20 protein-coding genes are annotated in these 17,493 nt (G+C 64.2%); 12 read left to right on the top strand and 8 right to left on the bottom strand.

Annotated features, from left to right (window positions below; translation table 11 throughout):
* Nucleotides 1-29 precede the first annotated feature (29 nt).
* Complete coding sequence (locus CO669_RS01720; protein WP_097657467.1) at nt 30-383, top strand: hypothetical protein; 354 nt, start codon at nt 30-32, stop codon at nt 381-383.
* Nucleotides 384-449: 66 nt separating this feature from the next.
* Here the strand turns inward: CO669_RS01720 and CO669_RS01725 are convergent, their stop codons facing one another.
* From CO669_RS01725 to CO669_RS01740, 4 genes are all read right to left on the bottom strand, one after another.
* Nucleotides 450-1,280: an adenylate/guanylate cyclase domain-containing protein gene (locus CO669_RS01725; RefSeq protein WP_097657468.1), complete on the bottom strand. Its 831-nt coding sequence runs from the start codon at nt 1,278-1,280 to the stop codon at nt 450-452.
* 59 nt (nt 1,281-1,339) lie between these two features.
* On the bottom strand, nt 1,340-1,807 hold the full coding sequence (locus CO669_RS01730) for a YbaK/EbsC family protein (protein ID WP_097657469.1): 468 nt from the start codon (nt 1,805-1,807) through the stop codon (nt 1,340-1,342).
* A 37-nt stretch (nt 1,808-1,844) separates the two neighbouring features.
* Nucleotides 1,845-2,576, bottom strand: a complete 732-nt coding sequence (locus CO669_RS01735; RefSeq protein WP_097657470.1) for a haloacid dehalogenase type II — start codon at nt 2,574-2,576, stop codon at nt 1,845-1,847.
* Nucleotides 2,577-2,677: 101 nt separating this feature from the next.
* Nucleotides 2,678-3,688 carry a zinc-dependent alcohol dehydrogenase family protein gene (locus tag CO669_RS01740; RefSeq protein WP_097657471.1) on the bottom strand — a complete coding sequence of 337 codons (1,011 nt, stop codon included), beginning with the start codon at nt 3,686-3,688 and terminating at the stop codon, nt 2,678-2,680.
* Between the two features lie 82 nt (nt 3,689-3,770).
* Here CO669_RS01740 and CO669_RS01745 point away from each other — a divergent pair, with 82 nt between their 5' ends.
* Nucleotides 3,771-4,118, top strand: coding sequence for a MerR family transcriptional regulator (locus CO669_RS01745; protein ID WP_097657472.1), 348 nt, complete (start codon nt 3,771-3,773; stop codon nt 4,116-4,118).
* A 100-nt stretch (nt 4,119-4,218) separates the two neighbouring features.
* Here the strand turns inward: CO669_RS01745 and CO669_RS01750 are convergent, their stop codons facing one another.
* Nucleotides 4,219-4,578 (bottom strand): winged helix-turn-helix transcriptional regulator, encoded by a 360-nt coding sequence (locus tag CO669_RS01750; protein WP_097657473.1) that lies wholly within the window; start codon nt 4,576-4,578, stop codon nt 4,219-4,221.
* 148 nt (nt 4,579-4,726) lie between these two features.
* Here CO669_RS01750 and CO669_RS01755 point away from each other — a divergent pair, with 148 nt between their 5' ends.
* Complete coding sequence (locus CO669_RS01755) at nt 4,727-5,461, top strand: SDR family NAD(P)-dependent oxidoreductase (protein WP_097657930.1); 735 nt, start codon at nt 4,727-4,729, stop codon at nt 5,459-5,461.
* 73 nt (nt 5,462-5,534) lie between these two features.
* Here the strand turns inward: CO669_RS01755 and CO669_RS01760 are convergent, their stop codons facing one another.
* The gene (locus CO669_RS01760; RefSeq protein ID WP_097657474.1) at nt 5,535-6,419 is read right to left on the bottom strand and encodes an amidohydrolase family protein; all 885 of its coding nucleotides are present in this window, start codon (nt 6,417-6,419) and stop codon (nt 5,535-5,537) included.
* A gap of 342 nt (nt 6,420-6,761) precedes the next feature.
* Here CO669_RS01760 and ykgO point away from each other — a divergent pair, with 342 nt between their 5' ends.
* From ykgO to CO669_RS01775, 3 genes are all read left to right on the top strand, one after another.
* The gene (gene ykgO, locus CO669_RS01765) at nt 6,762-6,887 is read left to right on the top strand and encodes a type B 50S ribosomal protein L36 (protein WP_006611362.1); all 126 of its coding nucleotides are present in this window, start codon (nt 6,762-6,764) and stop codon (nt 6,885-6,887) included.
* Nucleotides 6,888-7,009: 122 nt separating this feature from the next.
* On the top strand, nt 7,010-7,651 hold the full coding sequence (locus tag CO669_RS01770) for a tetratricopeptide repeat protein (RefSeq protein WP_097657475.1): 642 nt from the start codon (nt 7,010-7,012) through the stop codon (nt 7,649-7,651).
* A 125-nt stretch (nt 7,652-7,776) separates the two neighbouring features.
* Nucleotides 7,777-8,037, top strand: a complete 261-nt coding sequence (locus CO669_RS01775; RefSeq protein WP_097657476.1) for a hypothetical protein — start codon at nt 7,777-7,779, stop codon at nt 8,035-8,037.
* Nucleotides 8,038-8,129: 92 nt separating this feature from the next.
* Here CO669_RS01775 and CO669_RS01780 read toward each other — a convergent pair whose 3' ends face one another.
* Nucleotides 8,130-8,312: a hypothetical protein gene (locus CO669_RS01780; RefSeq protein ID WP_097657477.1), complete on the bottom strand. Its 183-nt coding sequence runs from the start codon at nt 8,310-8,312 to the stop codon at nt 8,130-8,132.
* 331 nt (nt 8,313-8,643) lie between these two features.
* Between CO669_RS01780 and CO669_RS01785 the strand changes: the two genes are divergently transcribed.
* The gene (locus CO669_RS01785) at nt 8,644-9,621 is read left to right on the top strand and encodes an alpha/beta fold hydrolase (protein WP_198963762.1); all 978 of its coding nucleotides are present in this window, start codon (nt 8,644-8,646) and stop codon (nt 9,619-9,621) included.
* A 1,126-nt stretch (nt 9,622-10,747) separates the two neighbouring features.
* On the opposite strand, the gene cycA is transcribed toward CO669_RS01785, so the two are convergent.
* Entirely contained in the window at nt 10,748-11,143 is a 396-nt protein-coding gene (gene cycA / locus CO669_RS01795) for a cytochrome c-550 CycA (RefSeq protein WP_097657479.1), read from the bottom strand.
* Between the two features lie 266 nt (nt 11,144-11,409).
* Here cycA and CO669_RS01800 point away from each other — a divergent pair, with 266 nt between their 5' ends.
* The 5 genes from CO669_RS01800 to CO669_RS01820 all read left to right on the top strand — a co-directional run bounded on the left by CO669_RS01800 (nt 11,410) and on the right by CO669_RS01820 (nt 17,408).
* Nucleotides 11,410-12,903, top strand: a complete 1,494-nt coding sequence (locus CO669_RS01800) for an FAD-linked oxidase C-terminal domain-containing protein (protein ID WP_097657480.1) — start codon at nt 11,410-11,412, stop codon at nt 12,901-12,903.
* A gap of 57 nt (nt 12,904-12,960) precedes the next feature.
* Complete coding sequence (locus CO669_RS01805) at nt 12,961-14,199, top strand: FAD-binding protein (RefSeq protein ID WP_097657481.1); 1,239 nt, start codon at nt 12,961-12,963, stop codon at nt 14,197-14,199.
* On the top strand, nt 14,196-15,518 hold the full coding sequence (gene glcF / locus CO669_RS01810) for a glycolate oxidase subunit GlcF (protein ID WP_097657482.1): 1,323 nt from the start codon (nt 14,196-14,198) through the stop codon (nt 15,516-15,518). Before CO669_RS01805 ends, glcF begins: the two co-directional genes overlap by 4 nt.
* A gap of 85 nt (nt 15,519-15,603) precedes the next feature.
* Nucleotides 15,604-15,990: a histone gene (locus CO669_RS01815; protein WP_097657483.1), complete on the top strand. Its 387-nt coding sequence runs from the start codon at nt 15,604-15,606 to the stop codon at nt 15,988-15,990.
* A 401-nt stretch (nt 15,991-16,391) separates the two neighbouring features.
* A complete protein-coding gene (locus CO669_RS01820; RefSeq protein ID WP_097657932.1) occupies nt 16,392-17,408 on the top strand; it encodes a TorF family putative porin in 1,017 nt (338 codons plus the stop codon).
* Nucleotides 17,409-17,493: the final 85 nt, after the last annotated feature.

Here is a 17,493-nt window from a genome sequence, read left to right on the forward strand (position 1 = left end):
AATTCGTGGGAATCGAGAAGGATCGGGATATGCGAACAGAGCGGATTGCGCTGGGTGTCGTGCTCGCGATCGGCGGCATCGTCGCGCCGGGCGCAGCATTCGCCGAGGAATATCGCGGGACCATGGAACAGCAGATGGCCTGCACGCCGGACGTCTGGCGTCTCTGCAGTGACCAGATCCCCGACGTGAGCCGGATCACGGCTTGCTTGCAGCAGAACACGCCGCAGCTCTCGAGCGGCTGCCGCGCCGTGTTCCAATCCAACAACCAGATGCCGCCGCAGCAGCAGGTCCCGCGCAATCGCGCCGCGCCGCCGCGTTACAACACCGCGCCGCCGCCACCTTCGCAGGCGCAGCCGCGTCCCTATGACGATAACGACGACTAGGCTCCGACGGGAGGCTTGATCCGGAATGCGCGGCGATCGGCGCGAGCATACGGTCGTGCCGCCTCGTCAGCGCTCCGGCCTGCTGTCCGTTTCAGGCCGCTGTCCAAGAACCATCCGCAACACCACGCCGAACAGAATGGCTGCGACTGGCCAATGGAACCAGATTTTGTGGCTGGTGAAGAGATTGATCAGAATCAGGAAGGCGCAGACCGTGAGGGCTGCTGCAACCGGGCGGGGCACCCTTGCAAGCCAATCCGAGACGACATTCGTCGGGGGTGATGGCGCGCGCCTGTCGTTCATCCGGGGAGCATGCGCGCGTTCGAACGGAGCTGCGCTTTCCCCGCTCGCGTAGCTCGCGGGCCCAGCAACTTGGCTACCCAGGGTCAACCGGTAGCTGGTCAGGGGCGCGATGTTCTTCATCGGGCGCTGGCCGAGGCAGTCGAAGCCGACCGACAGCTTGTTGTGCACCTGGTCGTAGACAGAGCTCGAGATCACGACGCCGCCGGGCTCGGCGAGCTCCTGCAGGCGCGATGCGATATTGACGCCGTCGCCGTAGATGTCGGTGCCGTCAACCATGACGTCGCCGAGGTTGATGCCGATGCGAAACCGCATCGGGTTCGCCTGCGGCGTGTCCGCAGCCTGACTGGAGATCTCCTGCTGGATCTCGACCGCGCATTGCACGGCCTCGACGACGCTGGCGAACTCGGCGATCACGGCATCGCCCCAGGTGTTCACGATACGGCCGTCATGGCGCTCGACCAGCCGCGCAATGGCCGTGCGGTAGCGGCGTAGCGTCTCCAGCGTCCCGGCTTCGTCCGCTTCCATGAGACGCGAATAGCCGTACACGTCGGCGCACAGCACGGTGGTCAGTCGTCGCTTCACCTTGTCGTCGGTCATGGTCGTTATGCTAGCCTCCCTGACCGGCAAATGCACCAGGCATCCTGTCCGGCGCCGCCTTACGGCCTGATCTCGCAGACATCCACCCATTCGGCCGCGGTCAGCTCGGCCATGCGGTCCGGGGTGATGCGCACCGCGCTGTGGGTCGAGCCCGCGGCGGGGACCACGACATCGAACGCCTTCAGCGACACGTCGCAATAGACCGGCAGCGGCGATTTCAGCCCGAACGGACAGACGCCGCCGACCTCGTGGCCGGTGATGTCGGCGACCTCCTCCAGCCCCAGCATCTTCGGCTTGCCGCCGAACTGCGCCTTGACCTTCTTGTTGTCCATCCGCGAGGTGCCGGCGGCCACGATCAGGATCACGCGCTCGCCGACGCGCAAAGACAGCGTCTTGGCGATCATGCCGGGCTCGACGCCATAGGCTTCGGCGGCCAGGGTTACGGTCGCCGAGCTGATCGGCGATTCCATGACTGATATGTCGGGGGCTTTCTCGGCGAAGAAGGCGCGAACGGATTCCAGGCTCATTCCGGGCAGCTCATGCAAGACTAGCGGGCGGCGATGCCTAAGCAATCATCGGCAGCTCGGAGAGCGCGCGGACCCGGTGGTCCGGTGCGAAGCCAAGCTCGTCCATCTGGGTGCGGATCGCCTTGAACATGGTGAGCGGTGCCACGAGTTCGGTCTCGAGGCAAGCCAGCGCCATGGCCTCCGGCGTCACCCGCTCGATCCAGGCGACGGTCAGCCCGAACGCCTTCGCCCCCGCCACGTCCCAGGGATTGGACGAGACGAACAGCACTTCCTCGGGCGCGGTGCCGAGCTCCTCGCCGATCAGCTGATAGGCCGCCGGGCTCGGCTTGAAGATCTTCTTGGCGTCCACGCTGATGGTGGCATCGAGCAGGCGGTCGAGCCCGGAATTGCGCACCAGCGCGTTCAGCATGTCCGGGCTGCCGTTGGAGAGGATGGCGAGCTTGCGCGGCTTCAGCGCAGTGAGCGCTGCAGTCGCATCCGGATAGAGATCGAGATGCAGGTACTTCTCGATGACGCGCTCGAACGCCTCGTTCTCGTAGTCCAGCCCGAGCACGCGCAGCGTATAGGCCAGCGAGTCTCGGGTCACCGCCGTAAAATCCTGGTAAGCCTGCATCAGCGAGCGCAGCCAGGTATATTCGAGCTGCTTGATGCGCCAGACCTGCGTGATGATCTCGCCATAGCCCGGAAACGCGTCCTCGGTGATCTCAGCCACCGACTGGATGTCGTAGAGCGTCCCGTAGGCATCGAAGACGACGGCGTTGATGGGCATGGGCTGTCCTTCGGGATCGTCGGGGCGCAGGACTTTACCCCGCGCCGCGATATCGATCCAAGGAGGAAAGGTGCTTCTAGCGCCGTTCCGCTGGCGGCGAACTAGAGCTTTACGACGATCTTTCCGAAATGTGATCCGCTTCGGAGGTGTGCATAGGCTTCGGGGACTTCGTCGAAACCGTAGATGCGATCGACGATCGGATGGATCGAATGCTCGCTCAGGAAGCGGTTCATCGTCGTGAAATGCTCGACCGATCCGACGGTGACACCGATGATGTCGGCATTCTCCCACTGAAGGCGCGCAAGGTCGGGCTTCGGACCGAATCCCGTCAAAACACCGATTTGAATGATCTTGCCACCTGAAGCGACCGATCGCAGCGATCGGTCATAGGTGCCGGGACCGCCGAGCTCGAGGATATGGCTGGCGCCTGCGCCATCCGTCGCCTTCATCAGGGCGACATCCCAATCGGGCGTGTCACGGTAGTTGATGAGGATCGAGCCGCCCAGCGCCCGGGCGCGGGCAAGCTTTTCATCCGAGGAGGAGATCACGATGGCGCGCGCTCCGAGCGCCGTCGCGAATTGCAGTCCGAACAGCGCAACGCCGCCCGTCCCCTGGACGAGCAGTGTGTCGCCCTTGCCCATCCTGCCGCGTGTGACGAGGCCGTGCCAGGCCGTGACGCCGGCACAGGGCAGCGTCGCCGCTTCGATCGAGGATAAGTGCGCCGGCACGGGGACGAGCGCCGTGGCCGGCAGCACGACATACTCGGCCAGCATTCCGTCCATCGTGTTGCCACCGAGGGACGACGAAACATAGCTGGACTTGAACGGACCCGAGATCCAGTCGCGAAAGAACGACGCGGCAACGCGGTCCCCAACGCGCCATTGCGCGACGTGGGAGCCGATGGCGTCAACGACGCCCGCACCGTCGGAAAGGGGTATGCGGCCGGTGAGCTCATTTTGGCCCGCGCGGTCGAGGATCAGAAGATCCCGGTAGTTCAGGCTTGCGGCTTCGACCTTGACGCGGACTTCGCTATTGCCGGGTTCGGGCTTGCTGACGTCGGTTCGCACGAGGCGGCCGGCCCCGGCATGGCTGTTCAAATGGTAGGCTTTCATTGTTGCTCCTCCTCAAGTGCGTTCACTTGGGTGAGCACAGTCTGTAAGCTCTGACAGTGCTGTCAGGGTCAAGAGGTCCCGGATGAAGATTGGCGAACTTTCCCGGCGGACGGGGGTCAGCGTCCGAATGTTGCGATACTACGAGGCCGAAGGGCTGCTCGCGCCGCAGCGGACCGACTCCGGCTATCGCGACTATGGTCCGCAGGAAGAGCAGACCGTGCGGCGGATCAAGATGCTTGGCGCTGCCGGGATGACGCTGGAGACCATTCAGCGGTTGCTTCCGTGCGTGCGGAACAATGATCCGGCCTTCACGCCGTGTAACGAGCTGCGAAGAATACTTGCCCAGCAAGTCAGCCTGATCGACGAGCGTATCGAGACGCTGAGCCAAAGCCGGACCATTCTTGCCGGCTATCTGGCAAGCGTGAACTGATCGCAGAACGCGTCGACGTTCGTCCGTTGGCGGATGTCGGGAAGTCGCTGCCGGGGACGGTCAGTGCCTCCGTTGCACGGACCATCCCGACGTGGCTGCGTTATCGTCGTCTTGTGTTCCAGGTCGCCCGCTCGGCGAAGACCTGGCTGACCTCGGCCATATGCTCCGTGCCCCACGTGCAGAGCGGCACGAGCGCCTGAGCGAGGCTGTGACCCAGCGGGGTAAGGCTGTAGTCCACCCGCGGCGGCACTTCCTTGTAGTCGGTCCGCTTCACGAGCCCATCGGCCTCCAGCTCCTTCAGCTGCTGGATCAGCACCTTGTCGCTGACGTCGCGGATGGCGCGCCGGAGCTCGCCGTAACGGGTCGGGCCGCCCTGGGCGACGAAGTACAGGATCAGCGGCTTCCACTTGCCGGCGACGACCCGCAAGGTTGCATCCAGGCCGCAGGTGAACCCGGGCAAATTCGGCGTGCAGCTCTGGACCGGTGTTGGAGCCCGTGCAGGCGGGAAAGTCGTGTCTGACATTTTTTGGGCACTTACCAAAAGGTGCATACTTGCCGATAGGTGGGTATGCCGCCAGCTCAGTGCAACCTCAGTGAAGGAGCACATCATGAGCAGACTACAAGGCAAGACGGCAGTGGTGACCGGCGGCGGCACCGGCATTGGATTTGGCGCGGCGAAACGCTTCATCGACGAAGGCGCGTTCGTCTACATCTTCGGGCGGCGGCAGGAGCAGCTCGATGCCGCCGTCGCGAAGCTCGGATCCCAGGCGCGCGCCGTCAGGGGCTCGGTGACGGATCTGGCGGACCTCGACCGTCTCTACGGGACGGTGAAGAAAGAACGAGGCGGCCTCGACGTCCTGTTCGCCAACGCCGGCACCGGGTTGTTCGCGCCGCTCGGCGAGATCACGCCCGAGCACTACGATCATATCTTCGACGTCAACGTGAAGGGATTGGTCTTCACCGTGCAGAAGGCGCTGCCGCTGATGACGAAGGGCGCGTCCATCATCCTGACCGGTTCGAGCACGGGCGTGATGGGGACGCCGCAGTTCAGCATCTACAGCGCGACCAAGGCCGCGGTTCGCAATCTGGCGCGCAGCTGGGCGCAGGATCTGCGCGGCACCGGCATCCGCGTCAATGTGCTGTCACCGGGGCCGACCAAGACCGAGCTTGCGCTGGAGATTGTCGGCGAGGAGGCCTTCGACGCGCTCGGCAGCACGACGCCCCTCGGCCGCGTGGCGGCCCCGTCGGAGACGGGCGCGGTCGCCGCATTCCTGGCGTCGTCGGACAGCAGCTTCATGACCGGCAGCGAGGTGTTCGTCGACGGCGGCCTCGCTCAGATCTGAGGCTCCGAGCATCCAAGCGCGAGGGCTTCGGTCATCGTGATCGAAGCCCTCCATGCCGACGAAGATGCTGCTGCTAGATCCCCAGCAGCTTCCTCGCGTTGGCCTTGAGCACCTTCGGCCGGATCTCGTCGCGGATCTCGATCTTGGCGAAGTCCGACAGCCAGCGGTCGGGCGTGATCACCGGCCAGTCCGAGCCGAACAGCATCTTGTCCTGCAGGATCGAGTTGATGTAGCGCACCAGGATCGGCGGGAAGTATTTCGGCGACCAGCCGGAGAGGTCGATGTAGACGTTCGGCTTGTGGGTGGCGACCGACAGCGCTTCTTCCTGCCAGGGGAAGGAGGGATGGGCGAGGATGATCTTGAGGTCGGGGAAATCGGCCGCGACGTCGTCCATGTACATCGGGTTGGAATATTTCAGCCGCATCCCCATGCCGCCCGGCATGCCGGAGCCAACGCCGGTCTGGCCGGTGTGGAACAGCGCGACCGCGCCGCCATTGTTGATCTCTTCGTAGAGCGGATAGGCCATGCGGTCGTTGGCGTAGAAGCCCTGCATGGTCGGGTGGAATTTGAAGCCGCGCACGCCGTATTCCTCGATCAGCTTGCGTGCCTCGCGGGCGCCGAGCTTGCCCTTGTGCGGGTCGATCGAGACGAAGGGGATGAGGACGTCGAGATGGTCGGAGGCGGCCTCGATCATCTCGTAATTGTTGTAGCGGCGGAAGCCGGTCTCACGCTCGGCGTCGACCGGGAAGATCACCGCGGCGATGTTCTTGGAGCGATAATAGGCCGCGGTCTCCGGCACGGTCGGCGGATGCTTGTTCGGCGACTTGAAGTATTCCGCCATCTGCGCCTGGAAATCGTCATAGCCGTCGTCGGGATGGCAGCCGCAGGGCTCCTCGGCATGGGTGTGGATGTCGATGGCGACGACTTTGTCGATATCAGGCAGCTTCAGCTTCGGCATGGGTTTCCTCCCGACGGGTTGCCGAATTGATTATATGATATAACGAATTTGGCAAGGCGTTGGGGGCCGCGAGTGTGCAGTCCGCGAAAGTCTTTCAAAGTGCCTGCCCGCGGATGGGCCGGATCGGGCCGATCCGGCCCCTTCTTCAGTGCATCGGGTTGTTTTCGCGAATTTGCCGGTTCGGAACCGGGCGGTTAACATTGACATCACCTCCCGCCATGCCTTAAGAACCGCCCCGTCCCGGGCGGTCGTCCGCCGGCGGGAAAAATCTCATTTTGCCACATTCGCGCGTGCCGAAACGGTAGTGCCGAACACGGCCTTTCGAACGTTCAGGATTCTGCCATGAAGGTCCGTAACTCGCTGAAATCGCTGCGCGGTCGCCATCGCGCCAACCGCCTGGTCCGCCGCAAGGGCCGGGTCTATGTGATCAACAAGGTGCAGCGCCGTTTCAAGGCTCGCCAGGGCTGATCAGTCGACGGCTGATCTCTGCCCTGCCGGACGCCTGACGCGCTCCCGCAAGACCACGGCTCACACGAGTTTGACGCCGCCTTTGCTTTGCAAGGGCGGCTTTACGCGTTTAGACTTTGCCGATGGCAGTGAGATTCCTTCGTCCGCGCACCTTGTGTCTGGCCCTTGTGCTGGGAGCTGCCGGTCTGGCTCCGGCGCTGGCGCAGCAGATTGAACCGCCGAACCCCCCCGGCAAGCAGAAGAAGCTGCCCGAGGCGCCGTCCAAGCTGCCCAAGGTCGATCGCACCAAGAACCTGGATTTCCTGTTCGGCGCGCTGAAGGCGGCGCCCGACGAGGTCAGCGCCAAGCATGTCGAGGCGCGCATCTGGGCGATCTGGCTGCAGACCCCGAGCGACACGGCGTCCCTGCTGATGTCGCGGGCGAAGACCGCGGTCGATGCCAAGAAGATCGATGTCGCGATCAAGCTGCTGGATTCGGTCATCAAGCTCCGGCCCGACTACATCGAGGCCTGGAACCGCCGCGCCACGCTCTATTACATGCAGAACGACTATGGCCGTTCGCTCGCGGATATCCAGCAAGTGCTGATCCGGGAGCCGCGCCATTTCGGCGCGCTCGCAGGCCTCGGCATGATCATGCAGGAGGTCGGTAACGAGAAGCGCGCGCTCGAGGCCTATCGCAAGGCGCTCGCCGTCAATCCGCATCTCGAAAAGATCCCCGACCAGGTCAAGGCGCTGACCGAGAAGGTCGAAGGTCGCGATATTTAGCCTCAAACTCGATCATGTCTTGAGTGAACGCGGCGGCTTCGGATTAACCACGATCGGAAGCGCGTCATCGTGAGCACTATTGTCGGCGCCGCCGGGGGCCTACCTGCATGGCAGGAGCGAAAGCCATGAAGCGTTTGATTCTTGCAGGGTGCTTGCTGCTCGCGTCGGGGACGCTGAGCTTCGCCGACGGACTGTTCTGGGTGGTCGGCAACCGCGCCACCGGAAAATGCAACATCGTGACCAGCAATCCGGTCATCATCGGCGACATCTGGTTCGGCGACGGTCCCTACAAGTCCCGGGCCGATGCCAAGCTTGCCCGTTCGACGATCCGCGCCTGTCCCGCGCTCACGCCGGACGAGGAAAAGGACGAGGACGGGACGAACTAGCCTGCGGTCCAAGCATGATCGGGAAAAGCGTGCAGCGGTTTCCCGACAAGATCATGCTCCATGGAGAGCACTAATGTGCGATCCATCGCACCTTAGTGCAGAGCGCTGCCGCCGCGTTCGACCAGGCCGCGGTCGGCGGCTGCGGCGTAGGCTTTTGCCAGCTCCGTTTCCAGATGCTCGTTGATCAGCAGCAGCGCCCGCACGGCTCCGCGCAGGTCGCCGTTGCAGCTCGCGACGATCTCGTCGATCGCAGTGTCGTTCGATCTGAAGCTCATCGAAAATCCTCCGGTTCAAACCAAGCCAAGTTCTGCCGGTCTTTCCCCAGCCCCTGAGGTTGCGAGGAGGATCGGCGCCCACCCGCGCCTAGATGGCGGAACCGACCGTGGCGATTATATGGAAGCCGCCATGACGGCCGCATGAAGCTGGTCCGGGGCTTGCGCGTCCGTATGGAATATTGTTGATTCCATTGAGTTTTTACGTTCCGCAATTATGCACATATCCACAGCCCCGGCGTTTTCGGTGGACGGCGGCAAGAGCTGATGGAACGAAACTGCCGCCCACAAGGCTCGTAACTTCCCCGTGCCCAGGATCTCCCGGATTCTCTCCATGATCGTGATGTCAGTCGTGACGGCGCTGGTTCTGCTGGCGCTGGTCACGCAGGCCGGAATCGTCGCTGTGCAGCGCGCCTTTCCGCCGCAAGGCGGGATGGTCGAGGTCGACGGCGCGACGCTGCACGTCGTCGATATCGGCCCGCGCGCGGCCGAACCCGGTCCGCGCGATGCCGGCTTGCCGATCGTGATGCTGCACGGCGCGAGCTCCAATCTCGAGGCGATGCGGCGCCCGCTCGGCGACCTCCTGGCCAAAAGCCATCGCGTCATCCTGGTCGATCGTCCCGGCCATGGCTGGAGCACGCGGGCGCGGCGGCAGGATTCGACGCCGCAGATCCAGGCGCGGATGATCGATGAGGCGCTTCACAAGCTCGGGATCGAGCGCGCGATCTTCGTCGTGCATTCCTGGAGCGGCGCGCTCGGCGCGCGGATTGCGCTCGATCATCCGTCCCGCGTCGCCGGTCTCGTCATGCTCGCGCCCGTCACTCATCCCTGGCGCGGTGGCGTCGGCCGTTACAACGAGATCATCGCGACGCCCGTGATCGGCCCGCTGCTCGCCTACACCATCACCTTGCCGCTCGGCTATTTCGTCGCCGAGGCCGGCGCGCGCAACGTGTTCCTGCCGCAGACGATGCCCGATGGTTTCGTGCAGGATTCCGCAACGCCGCTATTGCTGCGTCCGCGCGAGTTCATCGCCAATGCCTATGATCTGGTGACGCTGAAGGAGGCGGTCGCGGCGCAAGCTCCGCGCTATGGCGAGATCAAGGCCCCGGTCACGATCATCGCCGGCGAGCCCGACAAGACGGTGAGGACCAGCATCCACGCCCGCCCGTTCGCGGCCACGGTGCCGAATGCGAAGCTGATCGTGCTGCCCGATCTCGGCCACATGGTGCAGAACGCGGTGCCGGATCTGGTGAAGACGGAAATCGAGACGATGATCGGGAAGATCGCCCCGGCGCAGGCGGCGGCCGACTAGGGCGCCTCGCGCGAAGTGGCGGCTCTCGTAGAGCTCCCGTAGGGTGGGCAAAGGCGCACTTGCGCCGTGCCCACGTTCTGGCTGTGTGAACCGAGAGAGATCGTCGGCACGCCGCGCAAGAGCGCGGCTTTGCCCACCCTACGGCACCGCGCCTGTGTCGCCCGCTGTCAATCCATTCGCTCAAAAATATTCCACTTTACCGAAATTCGGTTTTGTCGTATCCATCGCTCATCCCGGCTCACCAAGAGGGGCGATCTCGTCGTCGTCTTGATCGCGAGCCGGGCTTGCGGTGGACGCGGCAGCGACGGCACGAGATGGGACGGGCAGGGCGGGTAGTCCCTGTGAGCCCGAACCCCCGCGTGCAGACGAGCGGCGCTGAACGCGTACGGCAAAACCGTGTGGTCCTGGCCGTCGTTGCTACGGTCAAGCTCTTGCGGAGCTGCGAGCGAGCCCAACCGGGCGGACTGCATCATCCAAATTCGCAGGGGTGAGGGAGGCCAGAAGGAAAGTTCGGCTCCCGGGAGAGCACGGCATAAGCCGTCCGACCACCGCGCAGGGAAGGCCGAGTGATCGGCCACACCTGTATGCTGCTGTGCGGTTCTTTCTGCGTGTGCTCTAGCGCAGCGGACCGCGGGTGCGAGGTGGGCACCCGGCCTTCCCTGTGCCCTCTTGGATTGAGAGGGCGAAAGATGAAGCAAAGCTCGGGCGAAACAAGCCGCGAGGCCGCGAACGCATGTTTGCCACCACACATTCGGTGTCATCGCCCGGTTTAACCGGGCGATCCAGTATTCCAGAGGCGGTTGTGATTGAACCGAGACGCCGCGGCGTACTGGATGCCCCGGTCAAGCCGGGGCATGACAGCGTCGCTTGGAGAAGCAGGCCACGTCATCCTCCGTCATTGCGAGGAGCCCGCGACACAATTGCGAAGCAGTTTTGCGCTGGCGACGAAGCAATCCAGAGCCCTTCCGCGGAAAGATTCTGGATTGCTTCCGCCTTCGCCAAGGCTTCGGCGGACAAGTCGCTGCGCTCGCAATGACGCCGTGTCGAAACGCGTCACAACAAAAAAGCCGCAGCTTTGGTCCCGATTGATCGGAACCGAAGCTGCGGCGGTGATCGCGTGGCAGGCTTACTGCTTGATCTTCCCGTCCTTGTCGAACTGGGAGACATAGGTCCAGAGATTGTTGATCTCGGTCTCGTTCTTGATGCCGGCGAACGCCATCTTGGTACCGGGGATCTTGGCCTTGGGGTCCTTGATGTATTCCTTGAACACGGCCTCGTTCCAGGTGATGCCGGAATTCTTGTTCGCGTCCGAGTAGCTATAGCCCTCGACCGAGCCCGACTTGCGGCCGTTGAGGCCGTTGAGCTCGGGGCCGACCTTGTTCTTGGCGCCTTCGCCGATCGCGTGGCAGGCCAGGCATTTGTTGAACGACGTCTTGCCGGCCGCGGCATCCTGCGCCATCGCGGCGGGTGCGGTGGCAATCGCGGTGAGGATCGTCAGTGCGCCAAAAATCAGTTTTTTCATCGGGTGCTCTTCGTCTCTTCCCTGGTGGGTCTGGGCTGGTCAGTCTTTTGCCGGATCGGCAATCGCCCGACCTGCCGGTTTTGGCAGGCCTGCTCGGCTTGGACAAGCCACCAAACCATGACAGGTTTCATGATTTCCGACTTGTCCCAGAGCGAACTGGCGCGAGATCGTCGCTTCGACTTTCGGATGGCCTACCCAAACAGGCGCGGACGTGATTGATTTGCCGAGACAAATTGACCGTGCGGCGTGAGCCGGAAGGATAGATCATGGCCATTATGATGCCTGCGAGCGACCAGGCCGTGCTCGCGCGGCGCGCCGAAATTATTGCTGCGCTGCGCGCGATCGTGCCGGGCGAGGGGGTGATCGATACGCCGGCGGAGATGCGGGCCTATGAGTCCGACGGACTGACAGCTTATCGGCAGCCGCCGATGGTCGTGGTGCTGCCTGACACCACCGAGCAGGTCTCGCTCGTTCTGAAATATTGTGCAGGGCAGAACATCAAGGTGGTGCCGCGCGGTTCCGGCACCTCGCTTTCCGGCGGGGCCCTGCCGCTCGAAGACGGCGTGCTGCTGGGTCTCGGCAAGTTCAAGCGCATCCGCGAGATCGATTTCGACAACCGCGTCGTCGTCACCGAGCCCGGCGTCACCAATCTCGCCATCAGCCAGGCGGTCGCCCATGCCGGCTTCTATTACGCGCCCGACCCGTCCTCGCAGATCGCCTGCTCGATCGGCGGCAATGTGGCTGAGAATTCCGGCGGCGTGCATTGCCTGAAATACGGCATGACCACCAACAACGTGCTCGGTTGCGAGATCGTGCTGATGAGCGGCGAGATCCTGCGCATCGGCGGCAAGGGGTGCGAGAACCCGGGCTACGACCTGATGGGCGTCATCACCGGCTCCGAAGGCCTGCTCGGCGTCATCACCGAGGTCACGGTCCGCATCCTGCAGAAGCCCGAGACGGCGCGCGCGCTGATGGTCGGCTTCGCCGAGGTCGAGGCCGCCGGCGAATGCGTGGCGCGCATCATCGGCGCCGGCATCATTCCCGGCGGCATGGAGATGATGGACAAGCCCGCGATCCATGCCGCGGAGGCCTTTGTCCATGCCGGCTATCCGCTGGACGTCGAGGCGCTGCTCATCATCGAGCTCGACGGTCCCAAGATCGAGGTCGACGAGCTGATCGCGCGCGTCGAGACCATCGCACGAGGCTGCGGCTCGGTGACGCTGCAGATCTCCAATTCCGAGGCCGAGCGCAATTTGTTCTGGGCCGGCCGCAAGGCCGCGTTCCCGGCGGTGGGGCGCATCTCGCCCGACTACCTCTGCATGGACGGCACGATTCCCCGCGGCGCGCTGCCGAAGGCGCTGGCGCGCATCCGCGAGCTCGGCGAAAAATACCAGCTCGGCTGCGCCAACGTGTTCCACGCCGGCGACGGCAATCTGCACCCGCTGATCCTGTACGATGCCAACAAGCCCGGCGAGATCGAGCGGGCCGAAGCCTTCGGCGCCGACATCCTGCGTGCCTGCGTCGAGTTCGGCGGCGTGCTCACCGGCGAGCACGGCGTCGGCATCGAAAAGCGCGACCTGATGCCGGAGATGTTCACCGAGATCGATCTCAACCAGCAGCAGCGGCTCAAATGCGCCTTCGACGCGCAGGGCCTGCTCAATCCCGGAAAAGTATTTCCGACCCTGCACCGCTGCGCCGAGCTCGGCCGCATGCATGTGCATGCCGGGAAGCTGGCGTTTCCGGACATTCCGCGGTTTTGACGCGACCGCTCCGCCTCAAATTTGCTTTCCGTTCCAAACTTGGATACCGGCTCACCCGTGGATACGCTTAAAGTCAGAGACGCCAAAGACGTCGAAGAAGTGGTGCGCGCGGCGATTGCCAACGAGCAGCCGCTCGAGATTATCGGGCATGGCAGCAAGCGCGGCATCGGCCATGCCATGGCGACCAACGCCGTGCTCGACCTCTCCGCGCTCAATGCGGTCACCGCCTACGAGCCCAACGAGCTGATCGTCACCCTCCAGGCCGGTGCGCCGCTGGCCGACGTGCTGTCGTTGATCGACGCCAAGAACCAGCAATTCGCCTTCGAACCGATGGACACCGCGCCGCTGCTCGGCACGCCCGCGCGAGGCACCATCGGCGGCATGATCGCAGCCGGGCTCGCCGGCCCGCGGCGGATCCGGGCGGGCGGAGCGCGCGACCATCTGCTCGGGGCACACGCCGTCTCCGGCTTCGGCGACAGCTTCAAGACCGGCGGCAAGGTGGTGAAGAACGTCACCGGCTACGACCTCTGCAAGCTGCTGGCGGGGTCCTGGGGCACGCTGTCGGTGATGACCGAGGTCACGCTCAAGGTGATGCCGAAGCCCGAGGCCGAGCGGACGCTGCTGCTGCGCGGGCTCGATGATGCCGCCGCCAACAAGGCGATGACCGCGGCGCTCGGCTCGCCCTTCGACGTCTCCGGCGCGGCGCATCTGCCGCATCAGGCGTTGCGGGCCAAGACCGAGGGGCTTGGCGATCTTGCAGGCGAGGGCGAGGCGCTGACCGCGCTCCGGCTCGAGGGCATCACGGCCTCCGCCACCCATCGCGCGGGCTCGCTGAGCGAATTGCTGGCGCCGTTCGGAACCGCAACCCTGATCGAGGACGCGGCATCTGCAGCGCTGTGGGCCACGATCCGCGACGTGCTGCCGTTCGCGGCCGATGGGGCGCTCGGCGCCTGGCAGGTGTGGCGGATCGTCTGCCCGCCGGCCTCGGGCGCGGCGCTCGGCACGCAATTGGCGCGCGAGACGGGGGGCGATGTGATCTACGATTGGGGCGGCGGATTGATCTGGGCCGCATTGCCGCCGAAGGCCGATGCGCATGGTCCGGCGGTGCGCGCGCGCGCCAATGCGGTCGGGGGACATGCGATGCTGATCCGGGCGGCCGAAGATATCAGGCGCGACGTCGACGTGTTCCATCCGCAGGCGCCGGGCATCGCCGCCCTGAGCGAGCGGGTGCGCGCCAGCTTCGATCCGAAGACCGTTCTCAACCGGGGACGCTTGAGCCGAGGCGCTACGGCATGAAGACCGAATTCTCACTCGCGCAGCTCGCCGACCCCGATATCGCGGAAGCCGACAAGATCCTGCGTGCCTGCGTCCATTGCGGCTTCTGCACCGCAACCTGTCCGACCTACGTGCTGCTCGGCGACGAGCTCGATAGCCCGCGCGGCCGCATCTATCTGATCAAGGAGATGCTGGAGAAGGACCAGACCCCGACGGCCGAGGTGGTCAAGCACGTCGACCGCTGCCTGTCGTGCCTGTCCTGCATGACGACTTGCCCCTCCGGCGTGAACTACATGCATCTCGTCGACCAGGCCCGGGTCAGGATCGAGCAGCGCTATCAGCGGCCTCTTGCCGAGCGGCTGCTGCGCCAGGTGCTGGCCTTCGTCCTGCCGAACCCGCAGCGTTTTCGTATCAGCATGGTGCTGGCGCGGCTGGCCCGTCCGCTCGCCGTATTCCTGCCGACGCCGCGGCCGTCGGCCACGCCCGGCCTGATCCAGCGCATCAAGGCGATGCTGGCGCTGGCCCCGCAGCGGCTGCCGTCACCGGGGCCGCTTCCGGGCAGCGTGTTCGCAGCGCTCGGCAAGAAGCGCGGCCGGGTCGCGCTGCTGCAGGGCTGCGCCCAGCAGGTGCTGGCGCCGCGCATCAACCAGGCCGCCATCAGTCTGCTCACCCGCCACGGCATCGAGGTCGTGCTTGTCAGGGACGAGCAGTGTTGCGGCGCGCTGACCCATCACCTCGGGCATGACGAAGATGCGTTGGCCCGGGCCCGCGCCAACGTCACGGCTTGGCAGAAGGAGGCCGCCGGAGAAGGGCTCGACGCCATCCTGGTGACGACGTCCGGCTGCGGCACCGTGATCAAGGACTACGGCTATCTGTTGCGCGAGGATCAAGCCTTCGCCGCCGATGCGGCGAAGGTGTCCGCGCTCGCCAAGGACATCACCGAATACGTCGCCGGCCTCGGATTGGAGACGACGGCACGGCAAGACAACATCGTCGTCGCCTATCACTCCGCATGTTCGTTGCAGCACGGACAGAAAATCACGGGGCTTCCGAAAGAATTGCTTTCCAAGAATGGATTCGTGGTGAAAGATGTGCCCGAGAGCCATTTGTGTTGCGGCTCGGCGGGGACCTACAACATTCTCCAGCCCGAGCTTGCGGGTCGGTTGCGCGATCGCAAGATCGCCAACATCGCAAGCGTCAAGCCGGACATGATTGCCGCGGGCAATATCGGCTGCATGGTGCAGATTGCCAGTGGCACGTCAGTTCCGGTCGTACACACGATTGAGCTTCTCGATTGGGCTACGGGCGGGTCGCGGCCGGCACTGAACGCGCAAGTTTGAGCTTTCAGAGCCTGAACTGTCCTCCCCGGGGTGACGACTGAAGACGCCCGATCGACCATTGTTCGGCGGCAACAGGAGGACCACGATGGCGAAAGCGAAGAAGAAGAAAAGCAAGAAGGCCAAAAAGGCCAAGAAGGTTGTAGCGGCGAAGAAGACCGCGAAGAAGTCGAAGAAATCGACGAAGAAGGCGGCCAAGAAGTCCGCGAAGAAGGCAGCCAAGAAATCCGCCAAGAAATCTGGGAAGAAGGCCGGCCCGAAAAAGGCTGCCAAGAAGACGGCAAAGAAGGCCGCGGGCAAGAGGGCTGCACCGAAGAAGGCCGCGAAGAAGGCGGCACCGAAGAAGGCGAAGGCAGCTCCCGCGCCGAAGCCGTCAGCGCCGGCGGCAGCTCCAGCTCCCGAACCGGCGGCCGAGACGAGTTGGGCGATGCCTTCGTCTTCTGCGGAGCCGGCGTCGGCCGAGGGGCAAGGCTAGGCCCCGTCCAGCGACCGCGATCTCCAACAGCAAGGCCGCGGCGGTGACGCTGCGGCCTTTTTGCATCGCCATATGGACGTTCAGAAGCCGTCCTTTCCGGCACCCGTTTGATTCGTGCCCCGGTTGCCACGCTGGTGATCTTCCCCGTACTTGCACGGTCCCGCCGTGCACTTTGGGATGCGGATCATGTGATCAAGAAGACACACAGCCCGACAACCTTTCGTGGAATCGCCAAAACGCCCAAAAAGTCGGCAGTTGCCCGTGATTTTTGCTTCACGGCCCACATCCCTCAATCCAGATTGTCGCAGTAACGTAATTTTGCACATGGGTCGTTTGCTCCGGGGGGCTTCCGGGATCCGACTTGGCAACAGACTTGGCAAGAACTGGCGATGGGGATCGAGATGAAGAAAGTAGCTTTGTTGGCAACGGCGCTGGCAATGGTGACGACGGGTTCGGCTTTTGCGGCGGATTTGCGCGTGAAGGCATTGAAGGCCCCGCCGCCGCCCGCCTTCGACCCCTGGGACATCGCCTTCGGCGGCGCGGTCATGAGCGACTACATCTTCCGCGGTATCACCCAGTCGAACCACAAGCCGTCTGTCTCCGCCTATTTCGAGCCGCGCTTCAACGTCAACAAAGACCTCCAGCTCTATGTCGGCGTGGCCGGTGAGAGCATCTCCTTCCCGAACCGCGCCGCGGCCGAGATCGACATCTACGGCGGTATCCGCCCGACCTTCGGTGCGTTCGCTTTCGATATCGGCGTCTGGGGTTACCTGTATCCGGGTGGGACCTGCTATTACGGCGCGCCGACCGACACCGCCGGCAACCCGCTCAGCGCGCAGTGCGCCGCGAACGCGCTGCTCAACGGCAACGTGATGAAGAAGGACGTCAGCTTCTTCGAAGTCTACGGCAAGGTGAACTACACCATCAACGACAACTGGAGCGTCGGCCTCAACGAGTACTACACGCCGAGCTTCCTGAACTCGGGTGCGTGGGGCGACTACGTGTCGATCACCGCCAAGTGGACGGCGCCGAGCACGACCTTCGGCTCCAGCGGCGTCGGCATGTATGTGTCGGGTGAGTTCGGTCGCCAGTTCCTCGGCACCTCCGACTCGTTCTACGGCACCGGCATTGCCGCGCCGGGCTTCGCCGGTCCGTTCCCGAACGGCATCAAGTATGCCGACTACAACACCTGGAATATCGGCATCGGCTTCACCTACAAGGTCTTCACGCTCGATCTGCGTTACTCCGACACCGACCTGTCGAAGGCGAACTGCAACGCGTTCACCAGCGACTACACGGCCGTCGCGAACGGCAGCTTCAGCAGCATCAACCCGACTGGCGTCGGCTCCAACTGGTGCGGCGCGGCCGGCATCGCCAAGCTCTCGTTCGACCTGACGGCGATGACCAACCTGAAGTAAATCTCGTTCCGAGACCATCTCAGAGGGCGGCAGGGCAACCTGCCGCCCTTTTGCTTTGGGGCAATGACGAGCCTGGGGGCCTCCC

The sequence above is a fragment of the Bradyrhizobium sp. Y36 genome, from assembly GCF_002531575.1.
Classification (GTDB): domain Bacteria; phylum Pseudomonadota; class Alphaproteobacteria; order Rhizobiales; family Xanthobacteraceae; genus Bradyrhizobium.

Coding starts and splice junctions, on each gene's coding strand:
- CO669_RS01720 (WP_097657467.1), top strand. CDS start 30: ATGCGAACAGAGCGGATTGCGCTGGGTGTCGTGCTCGCGATCGGCGGC.
- CO669_RS01725 (WP_097657468.1), bottom strand. CDS start 1,280: ATGACCGACGACAAGGTGAAGCGACGACTGACCACCGTGCTGTGCGCC.
- CO669_RS01730 (WP_097657469.1), bottom strand. CDS start 1,807: ATGAGCCTGGAATCCGTTCGCGCCTTCTTCGCCGAGAAAGCCCCCGAC.
- CO669_RS01735 (WP_097657470.1), bottom strand. CDS start 2,576: ATGCCCATCAACGCCGTCGTCTTCGATGCCTACGGGACGCTCTACGAC.
- CO669_RS01740 (WP_097657471.1), bottom strand. CDS start 3,688: ATGAAAGCCTACCATTTGAACAGCCATGCCGGGGCCGGCCGCCTCGTG.
- CO669_RS01745 (WP_097657472.1), top strand. CDS start 3,771: ATGAAGATTGGCGAACTTTCCCGGCGGACGGGGGTCAGCGTCCGAATG.
- CO669_RS01755 (WP_097657930.1), top strand. CDS start 4,727: ATGAGCAGACTACAAGGCAAGACGGCAGTGGTGACCGGCGGCGGCACC.
- CO669_RS01760 (WP_097657474.1), bottom strand. CDS start 6,419: ATGCCGAAGCTGAAGCTGCCTGATATCGACAAAGTCGTCGCCATCGAC.
- ykgO (WP_006611362.1), top strand. CDS start 6,762: ATGAAGGTCCGTAACTCGCTGAAATCGCTGCGCGGTCGCCATCGCGCC.
- CO669_RS01770 (WP_097657475.1), top strand. CDS start 7,010: ATGGCAGTGAGATTCCTTCGTCCGCGCACCTTGTGTCTGGCCCTTGTG.
- CO669_RS01775 (WP_097657476.1), top strand. CDS start 7,777: ATGAAGCGTTTGATTCTTGCAGGGTGCTTGCTGCTCGCGTCGGGGACG.
- CO669_RS01780 (WP_097657477.1), bottom strand. CDS start 8,312: ATGAGCTTCAGATCGAACGACACTGCGATCGACGAGATCGTCGCGAGC.
- CO669_RS01785 (WP_198963762.1), top strand. CDS start 8,644: ATGATCGTGATGTCAGTCGTGACGGCGCTGGTTCTGCTGGCGCTGGTC.
- cycA (WP_097657479.1), bottom strand. CDS start 11,143: ATGAAAAAACTGATTTTTGGCGCACTGACGATCCTCACCGCGATTGCC.
- CO669_RS01800 (WP_097657480.1), top strand. CDS start 11,410: ATGGCCATTATGATGCCTGCGAGCGACCAGGCCGTGCTCGCGCGGCGC.
- glcF (WP_097657482.1), top strand. CDS start 14,196: ATGAAGACCGAATTCTCACTCGCGCAGCTCGCCGACCCCGATATCGCG.
- CO669_RS01815 (WP_097657483.1), top strand. CDS start 15,604: ATGGCGAAAGCGAAGAAGAAGAAAAGCAAGAAGGCCAAAAAGGCCAAG.
- CO669_RS01820 (WP_097657932.1), top strand. CDS start 16,392: ATGAAGAAAGTAGCTTTGTTGGCAACGGCGCTGGCAATGGTGACGACG.